Source organism: Aerosakkonema sp. BLCC-F183, from assembly GCF_041929145.1.
Taxonomy (GTDB): Bacteria; Cyanobacteriota; Cyanobacteriia; order Cyanobacteriales; family Aerosakkonemataceae; genus Aerosakkonema.
Map to the genome: position 1 here is coordinate 41,407 of NZ_JBHFNU010000126.1, position 20,196 is coordinate 61,602.

Sequence of the window (20,196 nt, forward strand, 5' to 3'; positions counted from 1 at the left end):
CGGGCGTCTGGGTTTTTACTGCTTGTACGAGCTACTGTTAGAGAAATCTGCGTAATATCCCAATTAAGCGCTTAACTTTATTTGCAGCCCAGCCCTGTCCGGCGGCATTTTGGCGACTGTCCACCTCTAGCCGTAAGTATAAACGGCTGGAGTTGGTTGAGATCGGATGGTAACACGACAGCTTTTGCGATCGACAGGGGAATCTCAATACGGGGAAAGACCCGATCGATACTTTGGGTAAAACTTTGACCTGTATCGGTTACTAGCAGAGGGAACATTATCATTACACTGAAAAACTTCTTGTTCATTGAACTCTCACCTTCCCATGCGGAGCCTGTGGAGATTTAGGTTTTTTTTGCCGATACTTCCGATTCATGACTAGCTTCATGGGTCATAGCCGGGGGTCAGGATGATTTTGCGGCAAATCGAATTTAATGGGTATCAACTGCGGAAACAATTTTTGCTTCGATCGAGCAGTTGTAGCGGGTCAGGAACTACGCAATTGTTTGTCAATAATTTTTGTGTACGGTTAGCGGCGACGTAAAAAGCAGAATATAGGAACTTTCAGCCCTTGTAGTTGCACCTGAATTGCACCCAAACACCGATTTTGTTGAGAAATTGGGATTCAGCGGGCTGTGGTCAGAGATGGGTCATCTGTTTCTCTGGGTGTAATGTTCGATCGCCCTTTCTAGTGCTTGAGGTCGCTCGAAAACTTTATTTTTGGAGTACAGACTTTCCACATTTCTACGTATTTATTATCTCATAAATTGCGCTTGACAGCATATCTATCGGTAAAATCGCGGAAGTAAAGCCGCCAAATCGTTCGGTTAGGTACGCAGTACACTGGGAAAATAGCACCGGCACGCGATCGCACCCGCAGTGCAAAAATAAATAGGCACTTACTTTGAAACAGAACGATCGATGACACAGCAGCAATACCGCATCACCCTTTTACCCGGAGACGGGATTGGCCCCGAAATCATGGCAGTCGCGGTAGATGTGCTGAAACTGGTGGGTCAGCAACTAAATCTAAATTTTGAGTTCCAAACAGCGCTGGTCGGCGGCGCTGCCATTGATGCTACAGGCGAACCCCTACCCGCCGCTACGCTGGAAACCTGCCGCCAAAGCGATGCCGTCTTGCTGGCGGCAATTGGGGGTTGGAAGTGGGATAGCTTACCATCTCATCAGCGACCGGAACGGGGGTTGTTGGGACTGCGGTCTGGACTGGGGTTATTTGCCAACTTGCGACCGGCGAAAATTTTACCCCAGCTGATCGATGCCTCCACATTAAAGCGCGAGGTTGTGGAAGGCGTTGATATTATGGTGGTGCGAGAACTCACCGGTGGCATTTACTTCGGTCAACCGAAGGGAATTTTTGCCACCGAAACCGGCGAAAAGCGGGGAGTGAATACGATGGCGTACACCGAAAGCGAAATCGATCGCATTGGACGGGTAGCGTTTGAAACCGCTCGCAAACGAGGCGGTAAACTTTGCTCGGTGGATAAGGCAAACGTGCTGGAAGTTTCGCAGTTGTGGCGCGATCGCATCATTCAGTTAGCATCGGAATATCAAGATATCGAACTGACTCATTTATATGTAGATAATGCTGCCATGCAGCTAGTGCGAGCTCCCAAACAGTTTGACACCATAGTCACCGGCAATCTTTTCGGTGACATTCTTTCAGACGCGGCTGCTATGCTAACGGGTAGCATCGGTATGTTGCCTTCTGCCAGTTTGGGTGCAAATGGGCCGGGTGTATTTGAACCCGTCCACGGATCTGCCCCCGACATTGCCGGTCAAGATAAAGCTAACCCCATAGCTCAAGTTCTCAGCGTTGCAATGATGCTACGCTACGCACTGGATAAGCCAGAGGCGGCTGACCGAATTGAGCGGGCAGTACTGCAAGTGCTAGACAATGGTTATCGTACCGGCGATATTATGTCGAATGGTATGACGCTTGTGGGTTGCCGAGCGATGGGGGATGCTCTGCTCCAAGCGCTGGAAAACCCCCAATCCTAATCTATTCGCCAAAAGTGGCGTTTATAGCTGTATGCAGACAAATCGATTAAAGTCGAGCTTAGAAGATAGGGATAGGTTAGCGGTAGAGGCTTCTCAGCAACGCATAGAAACTAAGGGAGACAGGAAAGATTTCCCAGTGTTACCAGACCCAGCCATACTACAAGCCGCTCGACAAATTTACCGAACCTACCATCAGACACATCCCAAGCTGGTTCAGCGCCCCACAGGTGTAGCGCTCAATCGAGTAACGCTCAGGGGTAAGTTGATTTTTTCTGGCCAGCCGATATTATTGCCGCAAGAAATTTTTGTCCCGTTTAGTCAGATTGAATCGGAATTATATTAGGGGCAGTTTTTCTGGCTGGAGCAAATAGCCAATATTTGCTAAACAAGGAGTAGGGCGGGCATTGCCAACCCTACTTCTGAAAGCTTTTTTGCACAAAAAATGATATTAAAAGAATTTTTTGATTCCGGCTATTTTATTCCGCACGGTCACTGCTACCTGTGGAAGCCGGAGTTGGTGGGACTGCACGTAGTATCCGATGCTTTAATTGCGATCGCCTACTATTCTATTCCGATCGCCCTGATCTACTTTGTCCGCAAGCGTCAAGATTTACCCTACCCATCGATTTTTCTGCTGTTTGGTGCATTTATCATTGCTTGCGGCACCACCCATATTATGGAAGTTTGGACCCTGTGGTATCCCACCTACTGGCTATCGGGATCGATCAAGGTTATAACTGCGATAGTTTCTCTTTACACAGCTTTGCAACTCGTGCCGTTGATTCCCAAAGCGTTGGCTATCCCCAGTTCCGCACAACTAGAAGCAATCAACCGCAATCTGGAAGACCAAATCCAGGAACGCCTGCGGGTCGAAGAAGCATTGCGCCAAAGTGAGGCTCGCTATCGCGCCATCGTGGAAGATCAAACCGAACTCATTTGTCGCTTTTTGCCGGATAACACGTTTATCTTCGTTAACCAAGCTTACTGTAGCTACTTCGGCAAAACACAAGCAGAGCTGATCGGACACAGCTTTGCGCCAATTATTTTCCAAGAAGATTTGCGACAAATCGAAAATCAACTGAGTACTATCACTCTAGAAAATCCCGTCACCACGATTGAAAACCGCATCGTGCGACCCAACGGCGAAATTCGCTATCAGCAATGGATTAACCGGGCAATTTTTGATGGGCAAATCTATCCGATCGAGTTTCAAGCTGTGGGTAGAGATATCACGGAACTGAAGCGTACAGAAGAAGCTTTACGGATATCGCAAGCACGTCTGAGCGGAATTTTGGATATTGCTGACGATGCGATTATTTCCGTAGATGTAACTCAACGCATTACTTTATTCAACAAAGGCGCAGAAAAGATATTTGGATATAAAGCGATTGAAATTATAGATAAACCCCTCGATGTGCTTTTGCCTTTACGATACAGAGAAATTCATCGCCAGCACGTTGTCGGATTTGGGTGGTCATCAAATACGGCGCGGCGAATGGGCGACCGCCGCGAAATTTTTGGTCTTCGCAAGGATGGTACGGAATTTCCGGCTGAAGCTTCAATTTCGGCAATGGAATTGGAAGGCGAAAAAATATTTACTGTCTTTTTACGCGATATTACCGATCGCAAACTTGCCGAACAAGCGTTGCGGGAGAGTGAAAGACGTTTCCGCGCTATCTTCGATCAAACGTTTCAATTTGTTGGCTTGCTAAAACCGGATGGTACGCTTTTAGAAGCTAACCGATCGGTATTGGATTTTGGTGCGATCGAGCTTACAGATGTGGTCAACCGTCCGTTTTGGGAGGCGCGGTGGTGGACAATTTCCAAGGAAACTCAGGCGCGATTGCAAGAGGCGGTCGCAATAGCAGCCGCAGGTAATTTCGTGCGTTACGAAGTCGATATACTCGGTGTCGGCAATACTGTAGCCACGATCGACTTCTCTCTCAAACCTGTAAAAAATGACTCTCAAGAAGTAGTTCTACTAATTCCGGAAGGACGAGATATCAGCGATCGCAAACAAGCGGAAGCTGCACTGCAAAAAGCATACGACGATCTAGAAATACGGGTGCGGGAACGTACCAAAGAATTAGCAAAAGCCAACGAAGAATTACAGACGGAAATTGCCTATCGCGTTCGGGTAGAGGCAGAACTAGAAATCCGCATTCGTCAGCAGGCGGCGGTAGCTGAACTCGGGCAACAAGCTTTGGCCCACAACGATCTTTCCAGTATCTTCAACCAAGCTTGCGCTATTACCGCACAAACTCTGGAAGTCGAATACTGCACTGTTTTAGAAATCCTCCGTAGAGGGGATGTTTTGCAGCCAGGGCCTGGAGTAAGTTGGCAAAGAAAACTCTTAGGTAGAGCCACAGTCAATTTTGGATTGCGTATTTTAGATTTTGGATTGCAGTCTGCTGAAGAGCGATCGAAGGCGATCGAATCCGAAAAACAATCTCCAAATCCAAAATTGCCACAGGCAGACTCCACCTTACTTTCACACTCGGAAATCTTTTCAGACTTATCTGCCGAGGTAGGGTTTGGTGACTCCCCCCTTGTAGGAGATCGAGAAGTACACAGCGGTATGAGTGTCGTTGTTGAGCAAAGTACAAATCTTCCCTTTGTGGTTTTGGAAGTTTACGCAGCCAAAGAACGCATCTTCACCCAAGATGATGTGTATTTTCTGCAAGCGATCGCAAATGTGCTTTCTTCTGCGATCGTTCGCCAGCAAGCACAAGAGCAAATACAGGCATCTTTGAAAGAAAAAGAGGTGCTGCTTAAGGAAATTCACCACCGCGTTAAAAACAATTTGCAGGTCATTAGCAGCCTGCTTGGACTTCAGTATCGCACGATTCAAGATAAACAAACCATCGATATATTCCAAGAAAGCCAAAATCGGGTCAGATCGATGGCACTTATCCATGAAAATTTATATCGTTCTAAAGAATTGTCAAAAATAGACTTTGCTGAATATATTCGGGGATTAACCATTAATTTGTTTCGTTCTTATCAAACTAATTCAAATAATGTTACTCTCATAACGGAAATTGGCCAAAATATTTTTTTAGATGTTGATACAGCCGTTCCTTGTGGCCTCATTATTAACGAAATTGTTTCTAACTCTTTGAAATATGCTTTTCCTAAAGAGGAAAAAGGAAAAATTTATATAAAACTAAATCCTGTAGATGAGCATCATCTACAAATGATTGTAAGCGACGATGGCGTGGGATTACCAGCAAATTTTGATTTAAAAAATTCAAACAGTTTGGGCATTAAATTAGTAAACGGCTTAGTCAATCAGTTAAGAGGTAAACTAGATTTGAAGATCGGCAAGGGAACGGAGTTTAAAATTACGTTTGCCAAGGCTAAAATATAAAAGTAGCTAGACATCGAAATGCAATGAATGAAACCTCTAAAAAAATTTTAGTTGTGGAAGATGAAAGCATCGTAGCTATAGATTTACAAAATATTTTAGAAAATTTGGGTTATCGGGTATCAGGAATCGCAGATTCAGGGGATGAAGCGATTAAAAAAGCCGGGGAATTAAGGCCGTGTTTAGTGTTAATGGATATAAGGTTGAGAGGAGAGATAGATGGCATAGAAGCTGCCGAAGAAATTTCATCGCGTTTCGATATTCCAGTAATATATTTAACTGCTTATGCTGACGAAGAAACTCTAGAAAGAGCTAAGAAGACAAGCCCATTTGGATATATTATTAAACCGTTTGAAGAAAGGGAATTAAACACAACGATTGAAATTGCTATATACAAACATCAAATGGAAAGGCAATTAAAAGAAAATGCCAAATGGTTTTCCACAGTACTCAAAAGCATCGGCGATGGAGTGATCGCTAACGATATAGAGGCGCGGATCGCTTTTATGAATCCGATGGCGGAAGCGTTAACCGGCTGGCAGCAGTCAGAGGCGATCGGTAGAAACTCGACAGAAATATTCAATATTATCGACGAGCTTACTCGCAATCCGATTGAAAGTCCTGTAATTAAAGCACTGAATGAAGGTAAAATTGTCCATTTGCCAGAACAAACTATTCTTTTAGCTAAGAATGGTAAAGAAGTGCCTATAGGTGATAGCGCCGCACCGATTAAAGACGATCGAGAAAATATTATGGGTGCAGTTTTAGTCTTCTGGGATATGACCGATCGCAAACAAGCAGAAGAACAATTGCGCTATCAAGCTTTTCACGATGGATTGACAGGTTTGCCAAACCGCGCTCTGTTTGTGGAAAGGCTCGAGCAAGCAGTCAAACGAGCAAAAAGAGACAAGGAATATTTGTTTGCAGTATTATTCTTAGATATCGACCGTTTTAAAGTAGTTAATGATAGTTTTGGCCACGCCATCGGAGATAAACTGCTGATCGAGATCGCCAAAAATATAGAAAACACTTTACGTAACATTGATCCGGTGGCGCGTTTGGGAGGAGATGAGTTCGCCATCCTTTTGGAAAATCTTGAAGATATGAGTAATGCCTCTACAGTAGCAGAGCGAATTTTAAGAGAACTCAATACACCTTTAAATATAGACAAATACGAAATATTCACCAATGCCAGCATTGGCATAGTCGCCAGTTCTTCAAATTATGAAGGAGCAGAAGATTTACTCCGCGATGCTGATATTGCTATGTACCGTGCTAAATCATTTGGGAGAGGTTGTTATCAAATATTCGATACGGGTATGCACCTTCAAATACTAGCACTTTCCCAATTGGAAAACGACCTGCGACGAGCTATTGAACGGCAAGAATTTCGGTTATACTACCAGCCGATCGTATCTCTGATAACTAACAAAATTGTCGGTTTTGAAGCGCTGCTACGCTGGCAGCATCCTCAACGCGGCTTACTTGCACCGGGAGAATTTATATTGCTAGCGCAAGAAACCGGCTTGCTGGTGCAAATAGACTGGTGGGTGTTACGCGAAGCGTGTCGCCAAATGCGAAGATGGCAAGAGCAAATCCCCGCTCCCCCATCTTTGACAATCAGCGTTAATTTTTGTAGCAAACAATTCGGCCAATCCAATCTGATCGAGCAAATTGGCCAAATTCTGCGGGATACTGGTTTGGATGCAAGCAGTTTAAAGATAGAAATTACAGAAAGCGCTATCATTGAAAATGCCGAATCTGCATCTGCCATATTTTCGGAATTGAGAGCCTTGGGAATTCAGTTATGTATTGACGACTTTGGCACCGGTTATTCATCTCTGAGTTACCTGCATCGCTTTCCGGTAAATACCCTCAAGATCGATCGATCTTTTGTGAACAGGATGGGTGAAGATAGCGAAAGTTTAGAAATTGTCCGAACCATCGTTATGCTAGCGCATAACCTGGATATGGATGTAATTGCAGAAGGGGTGGAAATGGCAGAACAACTGGCAAAACTCAGAGAGTTACAATGCGAATGCGGACAAGGTTATTTCTTTTCTAGGCCGTTACCATCAGAACAGGCAGAGATGTCGATCGCGATCGAACAACAGTAAAACATGGATATATTGAGTGCATTACCGATAATTGCGTTTGTCTTCATGCTGGGAGCGTCTGTGGGAAGTTTCCTCAATGTTGTAGTTTACAGATTGCCAGCAGGTTTATCTCTACTGTTTCCTCCCTCTCGCTGTCCGCAGTGCCTCAATAAGTTAAAAGCTTACGACAATGTACCGATTTTTGGCTGGATGTGGTTGCGGGGACGCTGTAGATACTGCCGAAACTCGATTTCGATACGCTATCCCTTCGTAGAAGCAGCAACCGCTATTTTGTTTTTGTTGGTTTTGTTGAAATTCGGTTTGTCCGGACAAACGCTTGACTATTGGCGAACTTTCGGGTATTGCGCTTTTTTAAGTTGGCTTTTGGCTTTATCTTTGATTGACCTGGATACCATGACTTTGCCTAATTCTCTCACTCAGTCGGGTTTAGTAACTGGTTTGGTATTTAAAGGCGTTCTCGGTTTTCTGACAGCATACAGTGCCGCAGGTGTTGCCAACTGGCTTTTATCAGGTATTGCTGGTGCTGTATTGGGGATATGGCTGTTTGATACGATCGCTCTAGTGGGAAAGCTCGTTTTTCAGCAAGACGCTATGGGTGGAGGCGATGCCAAATTAGCAGCGATGATGGGCGCTTGGTTGGGTTGGAAATATTTACTGCTGGCAGGATTTTTAGCTTGTGCGATGGGATCTTTTGTAGGTGGAGGTGCGATCGCACTTGGCTTGTTAAGTCGCCGCCAGATCATGCCTTTTGGCCCCTTCCTGGCAATGGGAGCCGCATTGACAGTTTTTTTCGGGGAAGCTATTTTAGCTACGTACCTAAAACTATTTTTCCCACTGATTTGAAAATTTTGTGTCCTGACAAAAAGAACATATTCTATGTGTAAAATCAAGTGAATAAATAACAAAAATAATCTGGGAATTGACAAAAGTTAAAGACAATAACTGACGAAGCGATCGGAAAATTTTTGTGACTGGATGAGAAATCGGTTTGATTTACTTGCTGCTCGGCAAAACGGTTCTCCCGGATCTAAATTGATAAGTAAAATTTATTTATTAACGCAAATTGCTAGTTATTTGCTTTCTCGGTACGTAGTTGGGCTTAACGCCTCTTATTCGAGGCGTCACGCCCAACTACGTACTTGTCCGAGCGACCGACTTTGTACCCAATCACCCCAAAGTACCAGAGTTTTGAACAAAAGGCTTTCGACTGCAACTTGCAATGAGATAAAATCAACCTGTGTCTTGGATCGTGCTGAAAACCACTCGTACCCGCTGGGAAGCGGAGTTAATGCAGCAAATCCTTGCTGCTCACCAGATCCCAACTCGGATACTCGACTTGGGCATAGCCTCTTATCTAGGTACGGGTAGTCCTGCTGCTTTGCAGGTGCGACCGGAAGATCGTTGGACAGCCCTGCTTCTGCTCAGTCCCCTAGAAGAGGAGCAAGCGGGGGAAGAGGAAAGTTGAGTTATCCTACTGAGTTGGCACCCAAAAACGATTAACGATTAGCAATTAGCAATTAACAATTCGCTAAGTTAAAAGGAATTTAGAGTTTTCATGTCTTTGTTTGATTGGTTTGCAAATAGAAAAAAATCCAGTCCGATCAGTCCAGAACGGCAAGAGCGAGAGATTGCTGATGGACTTTGGACGAAATGCGAAGCTTGTGGCGTGATGGCATATACCAAAGACCTGCAAGCCAATCAGATGGTTTGCCGGGAGTGCGACCATCATATGCGAGTCTACAGCAACGAACGCATCCATCAGCTGGTAGATACTAATACTTGGGAACCGATGGATGAGGAATTATACCCAGGCGATCCGTTGCAGTTTCGCGATCGCAAATCTTACCGCGATCGTCTGCGCGAAACCCAAGAAAAAACTGACCTTTCCGATGCCGTCCAAACAGGTCTGGGTAAAATTGAAGGCCACCCAGCCGCACTCGGCGTCATGGATTTTCGCTTCATGGGTGGCAGTATGGGTTCTGTGGTGGGAGAAAAGCTCACCCGTTTAGTAGAAAAAGCTACGCAGCAAGGTTTACCGGTCATAATCGTTTGTGCTTCTGGCGGAGCCAGAATGCAGGAAGGAATGCTCAGCTTGATGCAAATGGCCAAAATTTCAGGAGCCCTACAACGTCATCAAGAAGCTCGACTGCTTTATGTGCCGGTGCTGACTCACCCGACCACAGGAGGCGTTACTGCGAGTTTTGCGATGCTGGGAGACATTATTCTGGCAGAACCAAAAGCGACGATCGCCTTCGCCGGACGGCGCGTCATCGAGCAAACCCTCAGAGAAAAGCTCCCGGACGATTTTCAAACAGCAGAATATCTCCTACAGCACGGCTTCGTTGATGCCATTGTGTCGAGAACTCGACTTAAGTCAACCCTAGCGCAGCTGATTCATCTGCACCAACCGGCTGCAAAAATGAGTCATCTAATCCCGCTTTCAGAATCAAACGGTTCGGCATTCATAATTCCAAGCGAAGCAGTCAGGGAAGAGAGGGGCTAAGGAAAGTCAAAAGTCAAAAGGCAAAAGTCAAAAGTCAAAAGTCAAAATTCTTCCCTCTCCCTCTCCCTCTTCCCGACGCCCGACGCCCGACGCCCTAGTCCCTGACTCAAATCAACAGATTCTGTCTTGGGAAACGTACCGCTCAGTGGCATGATTATGAGAGTGGCTCAATCTTTCGCAAACAACCAGTATGGGTTTTGCAGATCTGTCGATTGAAGAAATCGCCGCTGACTATAACACTTCGGTGGCAGAAGTGTTACAGCTTTGCGATCGGTTGGGAATCAAATACAAAAACCCTCAGACTCGTTTGGCCCTAGAGGATGCGAAGACGATCGTTTCCGAAATTATGGCTCAAGGAAATAGATCGGGGACTGACCGACAGGAAGATTTACCCCTGTAACCCAACAGTCGCCCGGTCTTTCTGAAGTGGATGATTCCTACCTTTATCGCTCGTCTGGGCTAGAGCTATGTCGCTCACCTTGTCGATCGGTATGCTGACCAAATCGAACAGATTGAGTCCACCTGCAATATCCAATCACCGAGCCTGATTGTTTTGGGAGTACCATGCTTAAAAAATACATTTTGCTTGCTGTGGCCACTGTATTATTCACCTTCCAGATGGTTGTCGGAAGCGCCTTTGCCGCCGAACTCGACGCCCAAACCCGCACGGTGCCAAAAAATTCGCAGGGTGACACCACAGTCCTGAGCCTCGAACAAGTCACGGAAGGCAAACGGCTGTTTAATAATGTGTGTTCCCAATGTCACAATGGGGGCGTTACAAAGACAAACCCCAACGTGGGACTCGATCCGGAAGCCCTTTCCTTCGCGACGCCGCCCCGCGATAACATCGAAGCATTGGTGGAATATATGAAAGATCCCACCACCTACGATGGCGAAATATCGATCGCTGAGGAACACCCCAGCAAGAAGAGCGCAGATATCTACCCAGAAATGAGAAATCTGACCGACAAAGACCTAGAGGCGATTGCCGGTCATATCCTGCTACAGCCAAAGGTAGCAGGCATTAGGTGGGGAGGCGGCAAAATCTATTTTTAAAGCCGTTGTTTAAAAAGGCAAAAGCAAAAAAGCCAAAAATGGAAATCAAGACGATCGCTCTTTTGTCTATTTCTGATTGCTTTTTACTTTTTCCTTTTTTCTTTTTACTTGCCCTGCTCACCCCAAATCCCAAAGTGAAGCATCAAATGCTGCGCCGATTATTTTCAGTTCCGTGTCTGTTGACAATTTTAGCTGCTTGCCTGAGCGCGATGTTGGTAAGCCTACCAGCTAGAGCAGCAAGTGTAGACCCTTATGTGGTACGTTACTTACACGTTACAGAACCGATCGCTCTCAAGTTCGACGAGCAGGGTGAGACTCGTCTGTTTTCACCGATAGACGTTTCCAAAGGCAAACAGCTGTTCCAGAAGCACTGTATGAGCTGTCATGTGGGAGGAGCCACCTTACCAAATCCCCAAGTGTCGCTCTCTCTACAGGTGCTTCAAGGTGCCAGTCCGCCTCGCGATAACATCAAAAATCTGGTAGCCTACTTCCGAGAACCGATGCTCTATGACGGGAGCGAAGAAAGCTATGTATGCCGAAAAATCTCCCCCAGTTGGATGTCGGAAGCTGAGGTAACAGACTTGGCTGCTTTCTTACTGACAGCAGCGGATAAAGCACCGGGATGGGGTACAGACAGTTTTTAACTTGGGATTGATTGACAAAATCCCTTCTCTCTCTTAAAGCAGCGATCTCATTTCTTGCCGATCGCCAGCTTTAGAAAAATACACCCTGAAAATGAAGTTATACCAGCAACTTCTCTGGTAGTTTATTTTCAGGAAACTTAGTCGAGTAGTAATCTCAGGAGGAGATTATGGACTTCGTAGCTGCTATTGCGCGGCGCTTAAAACTAGCATTTTTGAGCATCTTGTTGGTCGCTTGTACCTTCGTGTTGCTCACTCCCCCCGCTGCCGCCGATACATACACGGTCAAAATGGGGAAAGATAATGGAATGTTGGCCTTCGATCCCCCTAAAGTCACCATCAAAGCGGGTGACACTATAGAGTGGTTAAACAACAAACTTCCTCCCCACAATATCGTCTTCGATGCGGCAAAAAATCCCGCTAAAAGTGCAGACCTCGCCAAGAGTCTCTCTCATAAGGGTTTGTTAATGAGACCCGGTGAGAAGTTCCAAGTTACTTTCCCAGCAGATGCACCAGCAGGCGTATATACTTACTACTGCGAACCGCATCGCGGTGCTGGTATGGTGGGCGCTATCACTGTTGAAGATTAAAAATCTGACCGATCGGATTGCTTGCTCGCACTGGTGACTTTGTGGGGTGTGCGCTTTATGCTTTTGCTCCTGAATGTAAATGTTTGCAAGAACCATAAAATATTCTTGTCTGACATTTTTACCCATTGCGGCACACCTTGATTCCAGGAGAACTCCCTTGAAAAGATTTGTATCTGCTGTACTGCTAACCATTGCAGTTTTGACGTTTGCTTTCGGACGCCCTGCCCTCGCAGGAGATACAGCAAATGGTGCCAAAATATTTTCTGCCAATTGCTCTGCCTGCCATATGGGCGGTAACAACGTGATCATGGCTAACAAAAACCTGAAGAAAGATGCTTTGAAGAAATATGGTATGAACTCACTAGAAGCCATCAAAACTCAGGTGACAAATGGTAAAAATGCGATGCCATCTTTTCGCGGTCGTTTGAACGCGCAGCAGATAGAAGATGTAGCCACTTATGTGCTGAGTCAAGCAGAAAAGGGCTGGTAACTGCTGGCTAAAAGCTGTAGCACTTACGCATAAAGCACCAAAAAAGCAAGGGATTGGGGAGCAAAGGAGCTTCTGGAAGATAAAAAATATTTTCCTCAGTTCTTTTGCTCCTCTGTTATATGTTGAATGTGTAAGTCCTAAGATAGAATCCGCAAGTTAGAAGACGTAACATAATTTAATAGGCTATCTTTCAGCTTAATGATGCTGAGGAAAAAAGCCTGTGGTTCCCCTTCGCGATGAAAATCCGACGCGCATCACTCCGTATGTTACTTACGGGTTGATTGCTGCTAATATTCTGGTTTTTTTATACGAACTGAATTTACCGCCGCAACAGTTGGAAGGATTTTTCCATGTGGCGGCAGTAGTGCCGCGAGAGTTAAGCGCTAGCTTTTCGGGCATACCCGCCAGTTATGGACTGCCAGTAAATTACGGACTGCCGGAGTGGATGACGCTGTTTACATCGCAATTTCTGCACGGCGGTTTTTTACACTTGGCAGGCAATATGTTGTTTTTGTGGATTTTTGGTAACAACGTTGAAGACAAGCTGGGTCACGTCAAATATTTGTTTTTTTATTTGGCTTGTGGTGCGTTGGCGGCATTAGCCCAGTGGTTTTTTTCGACTGGTTCGATCGTACCTTCTTTGGGAGCTAGCGGTGCGATCGCAGGAGTTCTGGGAGCTTATATTCTCAGATTTCCCAAGGCACGCATCCTTACACTTTTCGGTTATTTCGTGGGCTATGTTCCCGCTTACTTCTTTTTGGGTTGGTGGTTTGTCCAGCAAGCTTTCTACGGGATTGCCAGCCTCAACGCTCCTGCTAATATCGGGATGGAAGGGGGTGGCATTGCTTACTGGGCACACGCCGGTGGCTTTGTCTTCGGTGCAATTTTAGCGCCTTTATTGGGATTATTTGCCGATCGCTCCGAATCCGAGCAGTTTTGATAAAAGTCAAAAGTCAAAAATCAGATTTTATCGTTTTGGCTTTTCACTTTTTAGCTTTTACTTTTTTGGAGTTCTGGGCTTGGTGTGACTGCAAGTTTTCTGCTTCGCCGATCGGGGACTCTTGCGGTTCTATGCTGACAGTAGGCATTGGCAGGGGGATGTCGGCTCCATTGATAATAGCACCCAACAGCTGCAAATCTTCTGATTCGCCTAGCTGCTCGATCGCCTCCGTCAACATACTTTCGCCCGTGTAACCCGGTCGAGCTACCAGCACCATCCCATCTGTGAGCGGCTCCAGCAACAGAGCATCATTGCAGGTACTTAAAGCTGGCGTATCGATTACTACTAGGTCAAACCGTCCTCGCATATCCTCTAACAAGCGGCGAAACTCGCTCGATTCAAGGATAGCTGCCGGTTGGCGCAACGGCCCCGGACTCGGGACAAGGTATAAATTTTCTACTTCCGGTACGAGGCGCACGCACTCGCTCCAAGTGCCGTAGTAGCGCAAGGGTTCTATAAAGGCGTCGGGGTCGGGTGCCACCTTAACCGCTTTAGAGAGAGATGGCGATCGCAAATCCGCTTCGATCAGTAAAGTTCGCTTACCGGCACGAGCCGAGGCAATGGCCAAGTTGTAAGCTGTGACGCTTTTACCTTCTTGGTCGATCGTACTGCTGAGCGTAAGTACCTTGACAGGTTTATCGCTAGTACGGCGCAGACTGCTGCGGATACGTTCGTAGACTTCCAAATAGGGCGAATCTGGCGTCACCAAAACGGGTATGCCCTCGCGATCGGGGTCAAAGACCAAAATATAAGGTACGATACCCAGCAGTTGCACCTCTTGCTGCGTCAGCAAACCGCGAATATCTTCCATAGTTTGCAAAATACCGCCCATAGAACCGAGCAAGAAGATTAATCCGCCGCCCACAGCCAGTCCAGCTAATGCGCCTATGCCGATCGTCATAATAGGATTTTGTCCGGGCTGGACTACTTCGGAAACTTCTGCCGGTTTGACCGCAGTCAAGCTGCTCACAGTTTCTGCTTCTGCGGCTTGTGCATCCACTAAAGCCGCCTGCATTTTGCTGAAGAGGCTTTGTCTGAGCTGGTATTCCTGCTGTAATTGCGATAGCTCTAGTTGTTTATCGGGAATAGTAGCGTATTCTCGCCGTAACTTCTGCTCTTGCAGGAGAATCGCCTGAAACTGCTGCACCAATGCTTCTTGTTGCGTCTTTAAAGTTACGAGCTGTTGTGCTAAGGCTTGTCGAGCCGGGTCGAGACTGCTATCTTGACGGATTTTCGCGCCACTTTGGAGCGGTGCTGCGATCCCGTTCCCGCCAATTACCTCCGCTGCTCTGGCTCTGAGCTGTTCCTCATAAGCTTTTTGTTGTTTCCGTAAAGCAATGATGTTGGGGTGGGCGGGTCGCAAATCTTTGCTGAGAATTGCTAGCTGAGATTCGATTTGGTAAATCTGTACTCGCAAATTGGCAATAATCGGGTCGGCACTGAGAGCCGAGGAAGCATATGCTTGGTCGGGTGTCAAGCCCAAGCGTTGCTGCAAGCTGCGAATTTGGGCTTCGATCCCCTGCAATTCAAATTGGAGCTGGCGCTGCTGATTTTGGCTGCCAGTAATACCTTGAATCAAACTACCATTTTCGGCTGCCAACAAAATTGGCCCTTCTACTTTAGTAAACTTTTGCAGTTTTCCTTCTGCCAATCGAAGTTCCTGCTCTACCTGGGGCAACCTTTTATTAAGCTCCTCCTTAATCGCTCTAAGTCTGGAAGTGTTAATCAAACGGCTGCGTTCGACCATCCCCAACATTATGGAATTGACCACATCAGCAGCTTTCTTCCCATCTTCATCTGTATAGCTAACAGTCACTATAGGTGGTGGAGGCGGTTGCCCTTTTGCCGCAGGTCTGGGCGGTCTGACTTTAACATTCTTGCGTACCAGTTTTGGATTCGCATTAGCTTGCTTCGCCGCCGTTGCTTTCACATCATCGTTAGCCAGAGCATCTACATTAATTCCCTGAGCTTGCTGTTGAATATCACTTCCTGTTTTGGAAATAATCACCGGCGGCTGAGTGTAACTTAGTAAGCCTTGAGCTTCATATTGTTTGGGGGGTGCTGGCTGTAGTGCCACAAAACCGGCTCCCCCCATAATGAGAATGCAGGCAGCCACTCCTTTCCATTTATGCTGGTCGAAGGCGATCAGATAGCGTTTAACAATAGGTGAAGCCATAAGTTAAAAGTTACTCGTTAAAAGTTCAAAAACAAATCACAGAAAACCGCTTTTTGAAAGTAGTGGACTGACTTTGTGGAGAGGGGAATAGTTTTGAGGAAAAACAAAGGATATAATATTTTAATTATTATTATCCGTTCCCGGGCCGAAAAGATCGCTAGCACTATTGCTGAGAGAGCGAAAGAACAGCAGAAAACCGAGAATATCTCGGAAAGGTTGAGTAAAAGTATTCAGAGCGTAAGTAATTCGACCCACAAGGTTGCGACCGATGACGATCACATCGTTGTCTCGCAGGGGCATATTTTGAGACGCATCTCCAAACAAAGCTCTTTTACCATTGAGTTCTCTGACTATTGCCCTACCTCTTTCTGGATCGAATCGGATTAGGGCTACCCGGTTGATATCTGCTGTTTGCAGATTGGGATTGGCCGCAGTGAAAGCATCCAGAAAAGTGCTGCCGCTGGGAAGGCGAAGATTGCCCAAACCTTGATTGGGATAGCTTAATAAGCGGATATTGATGAATGGTTGGGCTAGAGTCGATTTAGCTACCAGGGTGCGATCGTAAGTAGCGTCGTTTCCTACTTCCAATTGGGGTACGATCACTGCATCCCCATCCTCCAAACGCAAATCTGGGAGAGGATCTCCCGCAGCCAAAGGTGTAAATAAATCTACTCGCTGTTCGATAAAAGAGCCATCCAATAAAAAGCGACGCACCCGAATTTGTCGCAAGTCGGCTTTGTCAGTGCTGCCATTTGCTACCAGCATTGCCGTGGATAGGCGGGGCGGGAATGGCAGGCTATAAAAACCCGGTCGCGACACGGCACCAGTGATAGTCACTTGAACGGGACGCTGACCTGCCAGTCCTACGGAGACCACGGGGTCGATCACGTAGCGATTAAAACCTAAGCGTAATTTTTCTTGAATTTCTGGCAGAGTCAAACCTGCTACCGAGATAGTTCCCAATAGCGGGACGATGATATTACCCTCTGGTGTGACAGCTGCTTGAAAGCTCAGGTCTGGAAAACGTTGAGTGATAACGGAAAGGCTATCTCCCGGCCCGATCCGGTAGGGGCCGAATTGGGGACTCGGTTCAAAGCGCTGGGGTGTGTTTTGCAGTTCAAACGGAACTACTGGTATCGTTACTGGGGACTGGGCTAGAGAATTTGGGATTTGGGATTGAGAAGCGGAAATGGGGGATAGAGAATGTTCTGCCGCGATAGCCAGTCCCCAGCTTTTTTGAGCGCTTGTCCAGAATAAGCCTGTGAGCAGGAGGGTGCTACCTGTGTGAAGACTGAGCAGGTGAATAGCTATTAAACGTTGCTTTAACACAACCCCTTTCATGTTTAACTTTTCATTTTTAATTCTTAATTTTTGCGAAATGGCCCTGACATTAAAGTGGATTGAACAGTTTTGCCGATCGACTCGGCTATCGGCCAAACTTTTTCGATGTCACCCAAAGGTTCGATGGGTATTTGGATATTGACTGCAACCCACGGAACTCGACGCTTCTGCCACTGCGCCATTTGATCGGCCCAAAACCATTTGCCTGGGTCTGGACTGCCTCCATTGGGAACAGCATACCATTGCAGTACGGCGTAAGTCTGCGTTGGGTTCCAACCTCGGAAGTACTGAGCTTCCACTTTGGCAGTTTGGCTATTATTATTTGTGGAAGTGGCAGTAAACTGAGCCGATCGATACTTATCTGTTTTCCAACGCCAAAATCCTTTGATATCTACCCACTCTACCTGCGGCTGTTCTTTTGGTCCGTTTTGGGGGAGTAACATCAATACCGCCTGCGTTTGAGGATTGCGTTGCAGATTTTGGAAAGACCATTTGTGACCGCTCACTTCTGGGTTTTGCTGGGAGATGGTCTGCCAACCCGGAACACTGAGTCCTGTTTTCCGCAGTTGTTGGATTTGCTTGAGGGAAGGTATCGGCGGCGGTTGCTCCCAAGCCCAACGTCCTTTCAGGTAACTGGGAACTGCTCCTAACGCGATCAATACTAGCAGGAACAGGAGCAAGATCACCTGAGAGAGTTTTAAGTTATAAGTTTTGAGTTTTGAATCCAAATAATTCATAATTCCTCAACTTGAGGCTGTGCGCTTTCATCGAGGTCGGTGGGAAAATATTTTTCCATTAAATTGATTAGCACAACCAATAATCCCAGCAAACAAGCAGAATAAAAGTCACCGCCCCAACTTTCGTGCAGCCATTCAAAGGCTTGCTGATTGCCAGTACCGTGAAAGAAGGTCAGCAAGGCATTGCGAATGATGTTGGCAATGACGCTCAGTGATGCGGCACTCAATAAGAATAGAATTGTTTTGGTGCGCGATCGCAATGCTCCACTCCAGAAAAGCAACATCAAGCCTACGTAGAGACTTGTGAATAGCATTTTCAGGCCGGCACAGTGCGGCGCTACCTCCACAATTTGTCCGCCAACGTATAAGTTGATCTCCTCTACCGTGACGTTGACGCCAAATTGACTCAAAATAAACCCAGCTACCCCAGCAATAAAGCTTTGTAAAGGTAAGGCATAAGGTTCGATCAGATAGGGTACTGATGTTGGCGATGCCAGCAATACCAATAACAAGGGAAAAGCTTGCAATTTGAAACCGGGAAATCCTTTTAACCACAAGCAGAGTCCGGTTAGCACGACTGGGAATGATAAATTTACCCAGTCGTTTAAGCCACTCAGATAAAATATGCCTCCCAGTACTAGCAAAGTAGCACCCAGCGGATGGGCTTTATCTGGTAAGCGACGCCACAGCTTTCTATTCGTCCACGCGATATAAGCTGCAAAAGGTAGACCGATTAATCCGTGGCTGAAATATTCGTGTACGATGCCGATATTTTTATGCAGCCAGCCATCATACCAATGCAATAGTAAAGGTGCGTACAAAATTGTTAGAAAAGCTAGTATAGCGCCACTAAGTAGATGTGGCTCTAAAGTTTTGGGAATTTTTAATCCTACTTGCATAGATTTAACCGGAGATAGCAGCTTCTGGAGCGATAAGGAGATGCTGAAGTGCTTGCACGACTTGCACAATTTGAGTTTGGCTCAAACCTGGGTACATTGGCAAGGATAAAATCTGTTTTGATAGAATTTCGGAATTGGGAAAGTCTCCGGCTTTGTATCCTAGATACTGATAAGCTGGCTGGAGATGGCAAGGCAAGGGATAGTGAATGCCTGTTTGAATGCCAATTGCGCTCAGTTCGGCTTGGATTTTTTCTCGCTCGATCGCACAGGATTCACTGATACGGATTACGTATAGGTGATAAATATGACCTGTGCCGCTTTGGTTATGGATGGGAAAAATACCGTGCGATCGCAGCGGTTCTAGTAAGCGATCGTACTCCTGTGCAGCCGCGTTGCGAAGATTGTTCCATTCTTGCAAATGAGGTAGTTTGACGTTGAGGACGGCTGCTTGTAGCGTATCGAGACGGCTGTTTGTACCGTATTCGGTGTGCAGATATTTTTGTGGCGCACCGTAGTTGCGTAGCGCTCGCATTTTTTGGGCTACCTCTGCATCATTTGTTACCAGCAGACCGCCATCGCCGATCGCACCCAAATTTTTACTGGGATAAAAGCTGAAAGCGGCGGCTTTACCTATTGAACCAGCTTTGTAACCTTCTCGTTCTGCTAGATGTGCTTGGGCGGCATCTTCAAAGATTACCAAATTATGAGTGCTGGCTAAGTCTAACAGCTGCTTCGGCGACACCATTTGTCCGTAGAGATGCACTGGAACAATCGCCCGCGTTTGCTCGCTAATCGCTTTTTCTGCTGCTTTTAAGTCAATTAAAGCGGTTTCCGGGTCGCAATCGACGAAAATCGGGGTAGCGCCAGCGTGGAGAACGCCGATGAGAGTGGCAACAAAGGTATTGGCTGGTAAGATTACTTCATCGCCGGGACGAATACCGCAAGCTTGCAGTCCGAGTGCGATCGCATCTGTGCCGCAGGCTACACCGACTCCGGATTCTACACCACAAGCATTGGCAAAAGCTGTCTCAAATTCAGCGACCGCTTTGCCCATGATAAAATCTCCCTGGTGGAGTACGGTCAGGATGGCTTCTTCGATTTGGTTTATCAGCGGTTCGTGTTGAAAGCTGAGGTCTACAAAGGGAATTTTGGTCATTGATGGTGAATGTGAGATTTCGATCGTAGCGCTTTGGACTAATAGCAGGGTTTAACAAAGTTATCTGATCTATTTATGGTTTATTTTTGCGAATGCCTCTTCCG

General features: G+C 46.4%; 21 protein-coding genes. 13 read left to right on the forward strand and 8 right to left on the reverse strand.

The genetic code is table 11. The features are described from left to right. Positions 1-77 precede the first annotated feature (77 nt). Both ACE1CD_RS36920 and ACE1CD_RS36925 read right to left on the reverse strand, forming a co-directional pair. Complete coding sequence (locus ACE1CD_RS36920) at positions 78-308, reverse strand: hypothetical protein (protein ID WP_374827913.1); 231 nt, start codon at positions 306-308, stop codon at positions 78-80. A gap of 452 nt (positions 309-760) precedes the next feature. Beyond that, positions 761-928, reverse strand: a complete 168-nt coding sequence (locus ACE1CD_RS36925; protein WP_374827914.1) for a hypothetical protein — start codon at positions 926-928, stop codon at positions 761-763. On the opposite strand from ACE1CD_RS36925, the gene leuB reads away from it, so the two are divergent. The 8 genes from leuB to ACE1CD_RS36965 all read left to right on the forward strand — a co-directional run bounded on the left by leuB (position 922) and on the right by ACE1CD_RS36965 (position 10,406). Continuing rightward, positions 922-2,019 carry a 3-isopropylmalate dehydrogenase gene (leuB, locus tag ACE1CD_RS36930; protein ID WP_374827915.1) on the forward strand — a complete coding sequence of 366 codons (1,098 nt, stop codon included), beginning with the start codon at positions 922-924 and terminating at the stop codon, positions 2,017-2,019. The genes ACE1CD_RS36925 and leuB overlap by 7 nt on opposite strands. Before the next feature lie 31 nt (positions 2,020-2,050). Next, the gene (locus ACE1CD_RS36935; RefSeq protein ID WP_374796999.1) at positions 2,051-2,362 is read left to right on the forward strand and encodes a hypothetical protein; all 312 of its coding nucleotides are present in this window, start codon (positions 2,051-2,053) and stop codon (positions 2,360-2,362) included. A 99-nt stretch (positions 2,363-2,461) separates the two neighbouring features. Next, on the forward strand, positions 2,462-5,389 hold the full coding sequence (locus ACE1CD_RS36940; RefSeq protein WP_374827916.1) for a PAS domain S-box protein: 2,928 nt from the start codon (positions 2,462-2,464) through the stop codon (positions 5,387-5,389). A 23-nt stretch (positions 5,390-5,412) separates the two neighbouring features. After that, positions 5,413-7,503 (forward strand): EAL domain-containing protein, encoded by a 2,091-nt coding sequence (locus ACE1CD_RS36945; protein WP_374827917.1) that lies wholly within the window; start codon positions 5,413-5,415, stop codon positions 7,501-7,503. Positions 7,504-7,506: 3 nt separating this feature from the next. Next, complete coding sequence (locus tag ACE1CD_RS36950; RefSeq protein ID WP_374797005.1) at positions 7,507-8,346, forward strand: prepilin peptidase; 840 nt, start codon at positions 7,507-7,509, stop codon at positions 8,344-8,346. Positions 8,347-8,740: 394 nt separating this feature from the next. Next, positions 8,741-8,968: a hypothetical protein gene (locus ACE1CD_RS36955; protein ID WP_374797007.1), complete on the forward strand. Its 228-nt coding sequence runs from the start codon at positions 8,741-8,743 to the stop codon at positions 8,966-8,968. 90 nt (positions 8,969-9,058) lie between these two features. Further along, complete coding sequence (accD, locus tag ACE1CD_RS36960; protein WP_374797009.1) at positions 9,059-10,006, forward strand: acetyl-CoA carboxylase, carboxyltransferase subunit beta; 948 nt, start codon at positions 9,059-9,061, stop codon at positions 10,004-10,006. A 190-nt stretch (positions 10,007-10,196) separates the two neighbouring features. Continuing rightward, positions 10,197-10,406, forward strand: a complete 210-nt coding sequence (locus ACE1CD_RS36965; protein WP_374797011.1) for a translation initiation factor IF-2 N-terminal domain-containing protein — start codon at positions 10,197-10,199, stop codon at positions 10,404-10,406. On the opposite strand, the gene ACE1CD_RS36970 is transcribed toward ACE1CD_RS36965, so the two are convergent. Further along, positions 10,395-10,541: a hypothetical protein gene (locus ACE1CD_RS36970; protein ID WP_374797013.1), complete on the reverse strand. Its 147-nt coding sequence runs from the start codon at positions 10,539-10,541 to the stop codon at positions 10,395-10,397. The two genes, ACE1CD_RS36965 and ACE1CD_RS36970, sit on opposite strands and share 12 nt — an antisense overlap. A gap of 29 nt (positions 10,542-10,570) precedes the next feature. Between ACE1CD_RS36970 and psbV the strand changes: the two genes are divergently transcribed. From psbV to ACE1CD_RS36995, 5 genes are all read left to right on the forward strand, one after another. Next, positions 10,571-11,062: a photosystem II cytochrome c-550 gene (gene psbV / locus ACE1CD_RS36975; protein ID WP_374797015.1), complete on the forward strand. Its 492-nt coding sequence runs from the start codon at positions 10,571-10,573 to the stop codon at positions 11,060-11,062. A gap of 38 nt (positions 11,063-11,100) precedes the next feature. Continuing rightward, complete coding sequence (gene psbV2, locus ACE1CD_RS36980) at positions 11,101-11,706, forward strand: photosystem II cytochrome PsbV2 (protein WP_374797017.1); 606 nt, start codon at positions 11,101-11,103, stop codon at positions 11,704-11,706. Between the two features lie 167 nt (positions 11,707-11,873). Beyond that, positions 11,874-12,293: a plastocyanin gene (gene petE, locus ACE1CD_RS36985; protein WP_374797019.1), complete on the forward strand. Its 420-nt coding sequence runs from the start codon at positions 11,874-11,876 to the stop codon at positions 12,291-12,293. A 157-nt stretch (positions 12,294-12,450) separates the two neighbouring features. After that, the gene (gene petJ / locus ACE1CD_RS36990) at positions 12,451-12,783 is read left to right on the forward strand and encodes a cytochrome c6 PetJ (protein WP_374797021.1); all 333 of its coding nucleotides are present in this window, start codon (positions 12,451-12,453) and stop codon (positions 12,781-12,783) included. A 220-nt stretch (positions 12,784-13,003) separates the two neighbouring features. Next, complete coding sequence (locus ACE1CD_RS36995) at positions 13,004-13,723, forward strand: rhomboid family intramembrane serine protease (protein ID WP_374797023.1); 720 nt, start codon at positions 13,004-13,006, stop codon at positions 13,721-13,723. A gap of 43 nt (positions 13,724-13,766) precedes the next feature. Here the strand turns inward: ACE1CD_RS36995 and ACE1CD_RS37000 are convergent, their stop codons facing one another. From ACE1CD_RS37000 to ACE1CD_RS37020, 5 genes are all read right to left on the reverse strand, one after another. Further along, positions 13,767-15,959 carry a GumC family protein gene (locus ACE1CD_RS37000; protein WP_374797025.1) on the reverse strand — a complete coding sequence of 731 codons (2,193 nt, stop codon included), beginning with the start codon at positions 15,957-15,959 and terminating at the stop codon, positions 13,767-13,769. 120 nt (positions 15,960-16,079) lie between these two features. Beyond that, a complete protein-coding gene (locus tag ACE1CD_RS37005) occupies positions 16,080-17,300 on the reverse strand; it encodes a polysaccharide biosynthesis/export family protein (protein ID WP_374797027.1) in 1,221 nt (406 codons plus the stop codon). 23 nt (positions 17,301-17,323) lie between these two features. Beyond that, positions 17,324-18,037 carry a cyanoexosortase B system-associated protein gene (locus ACE1CD_RS37010; protein WP_374797029.1) on the reverse strand — a complete coding sequence of 238 codons (714 nt, stop codon included), beginning with the start codon at positions 18,035-18,037 and terminating at the stop codon, positions 17,324-17,326. After that, entirely contained in the window at positions 18,034-18,936 is a 903-nt protein-coding gene (gene crtB / locus ACE1CD_RS37015; protein ID WP_374797031.1) for a cyanoexosortase B, read from the reverse strand. The genes ACE1CD_RS37010 and crtB overlap by 4 nt, the downstream gene beginning before the upstream one ends. Before the next feature lie 4 nt (positions 18,937-18,940). Next, positions 18,941-20,092 carry a DegT/DnrJ/EryC1/StrS family aminotransferase gene (locus ACE1CD_RS37020; protein WP_374827918.1) on the reverse strand — a complete coding sequence of 384 codons (1,152 nt, stop codon included), beginning with the start codon at positions 20,090-20,092 and terminating at the stop codon, positions 18,941-18,943. Positions 20,093-20,196 lie beyond the last annotated feature (104 nt).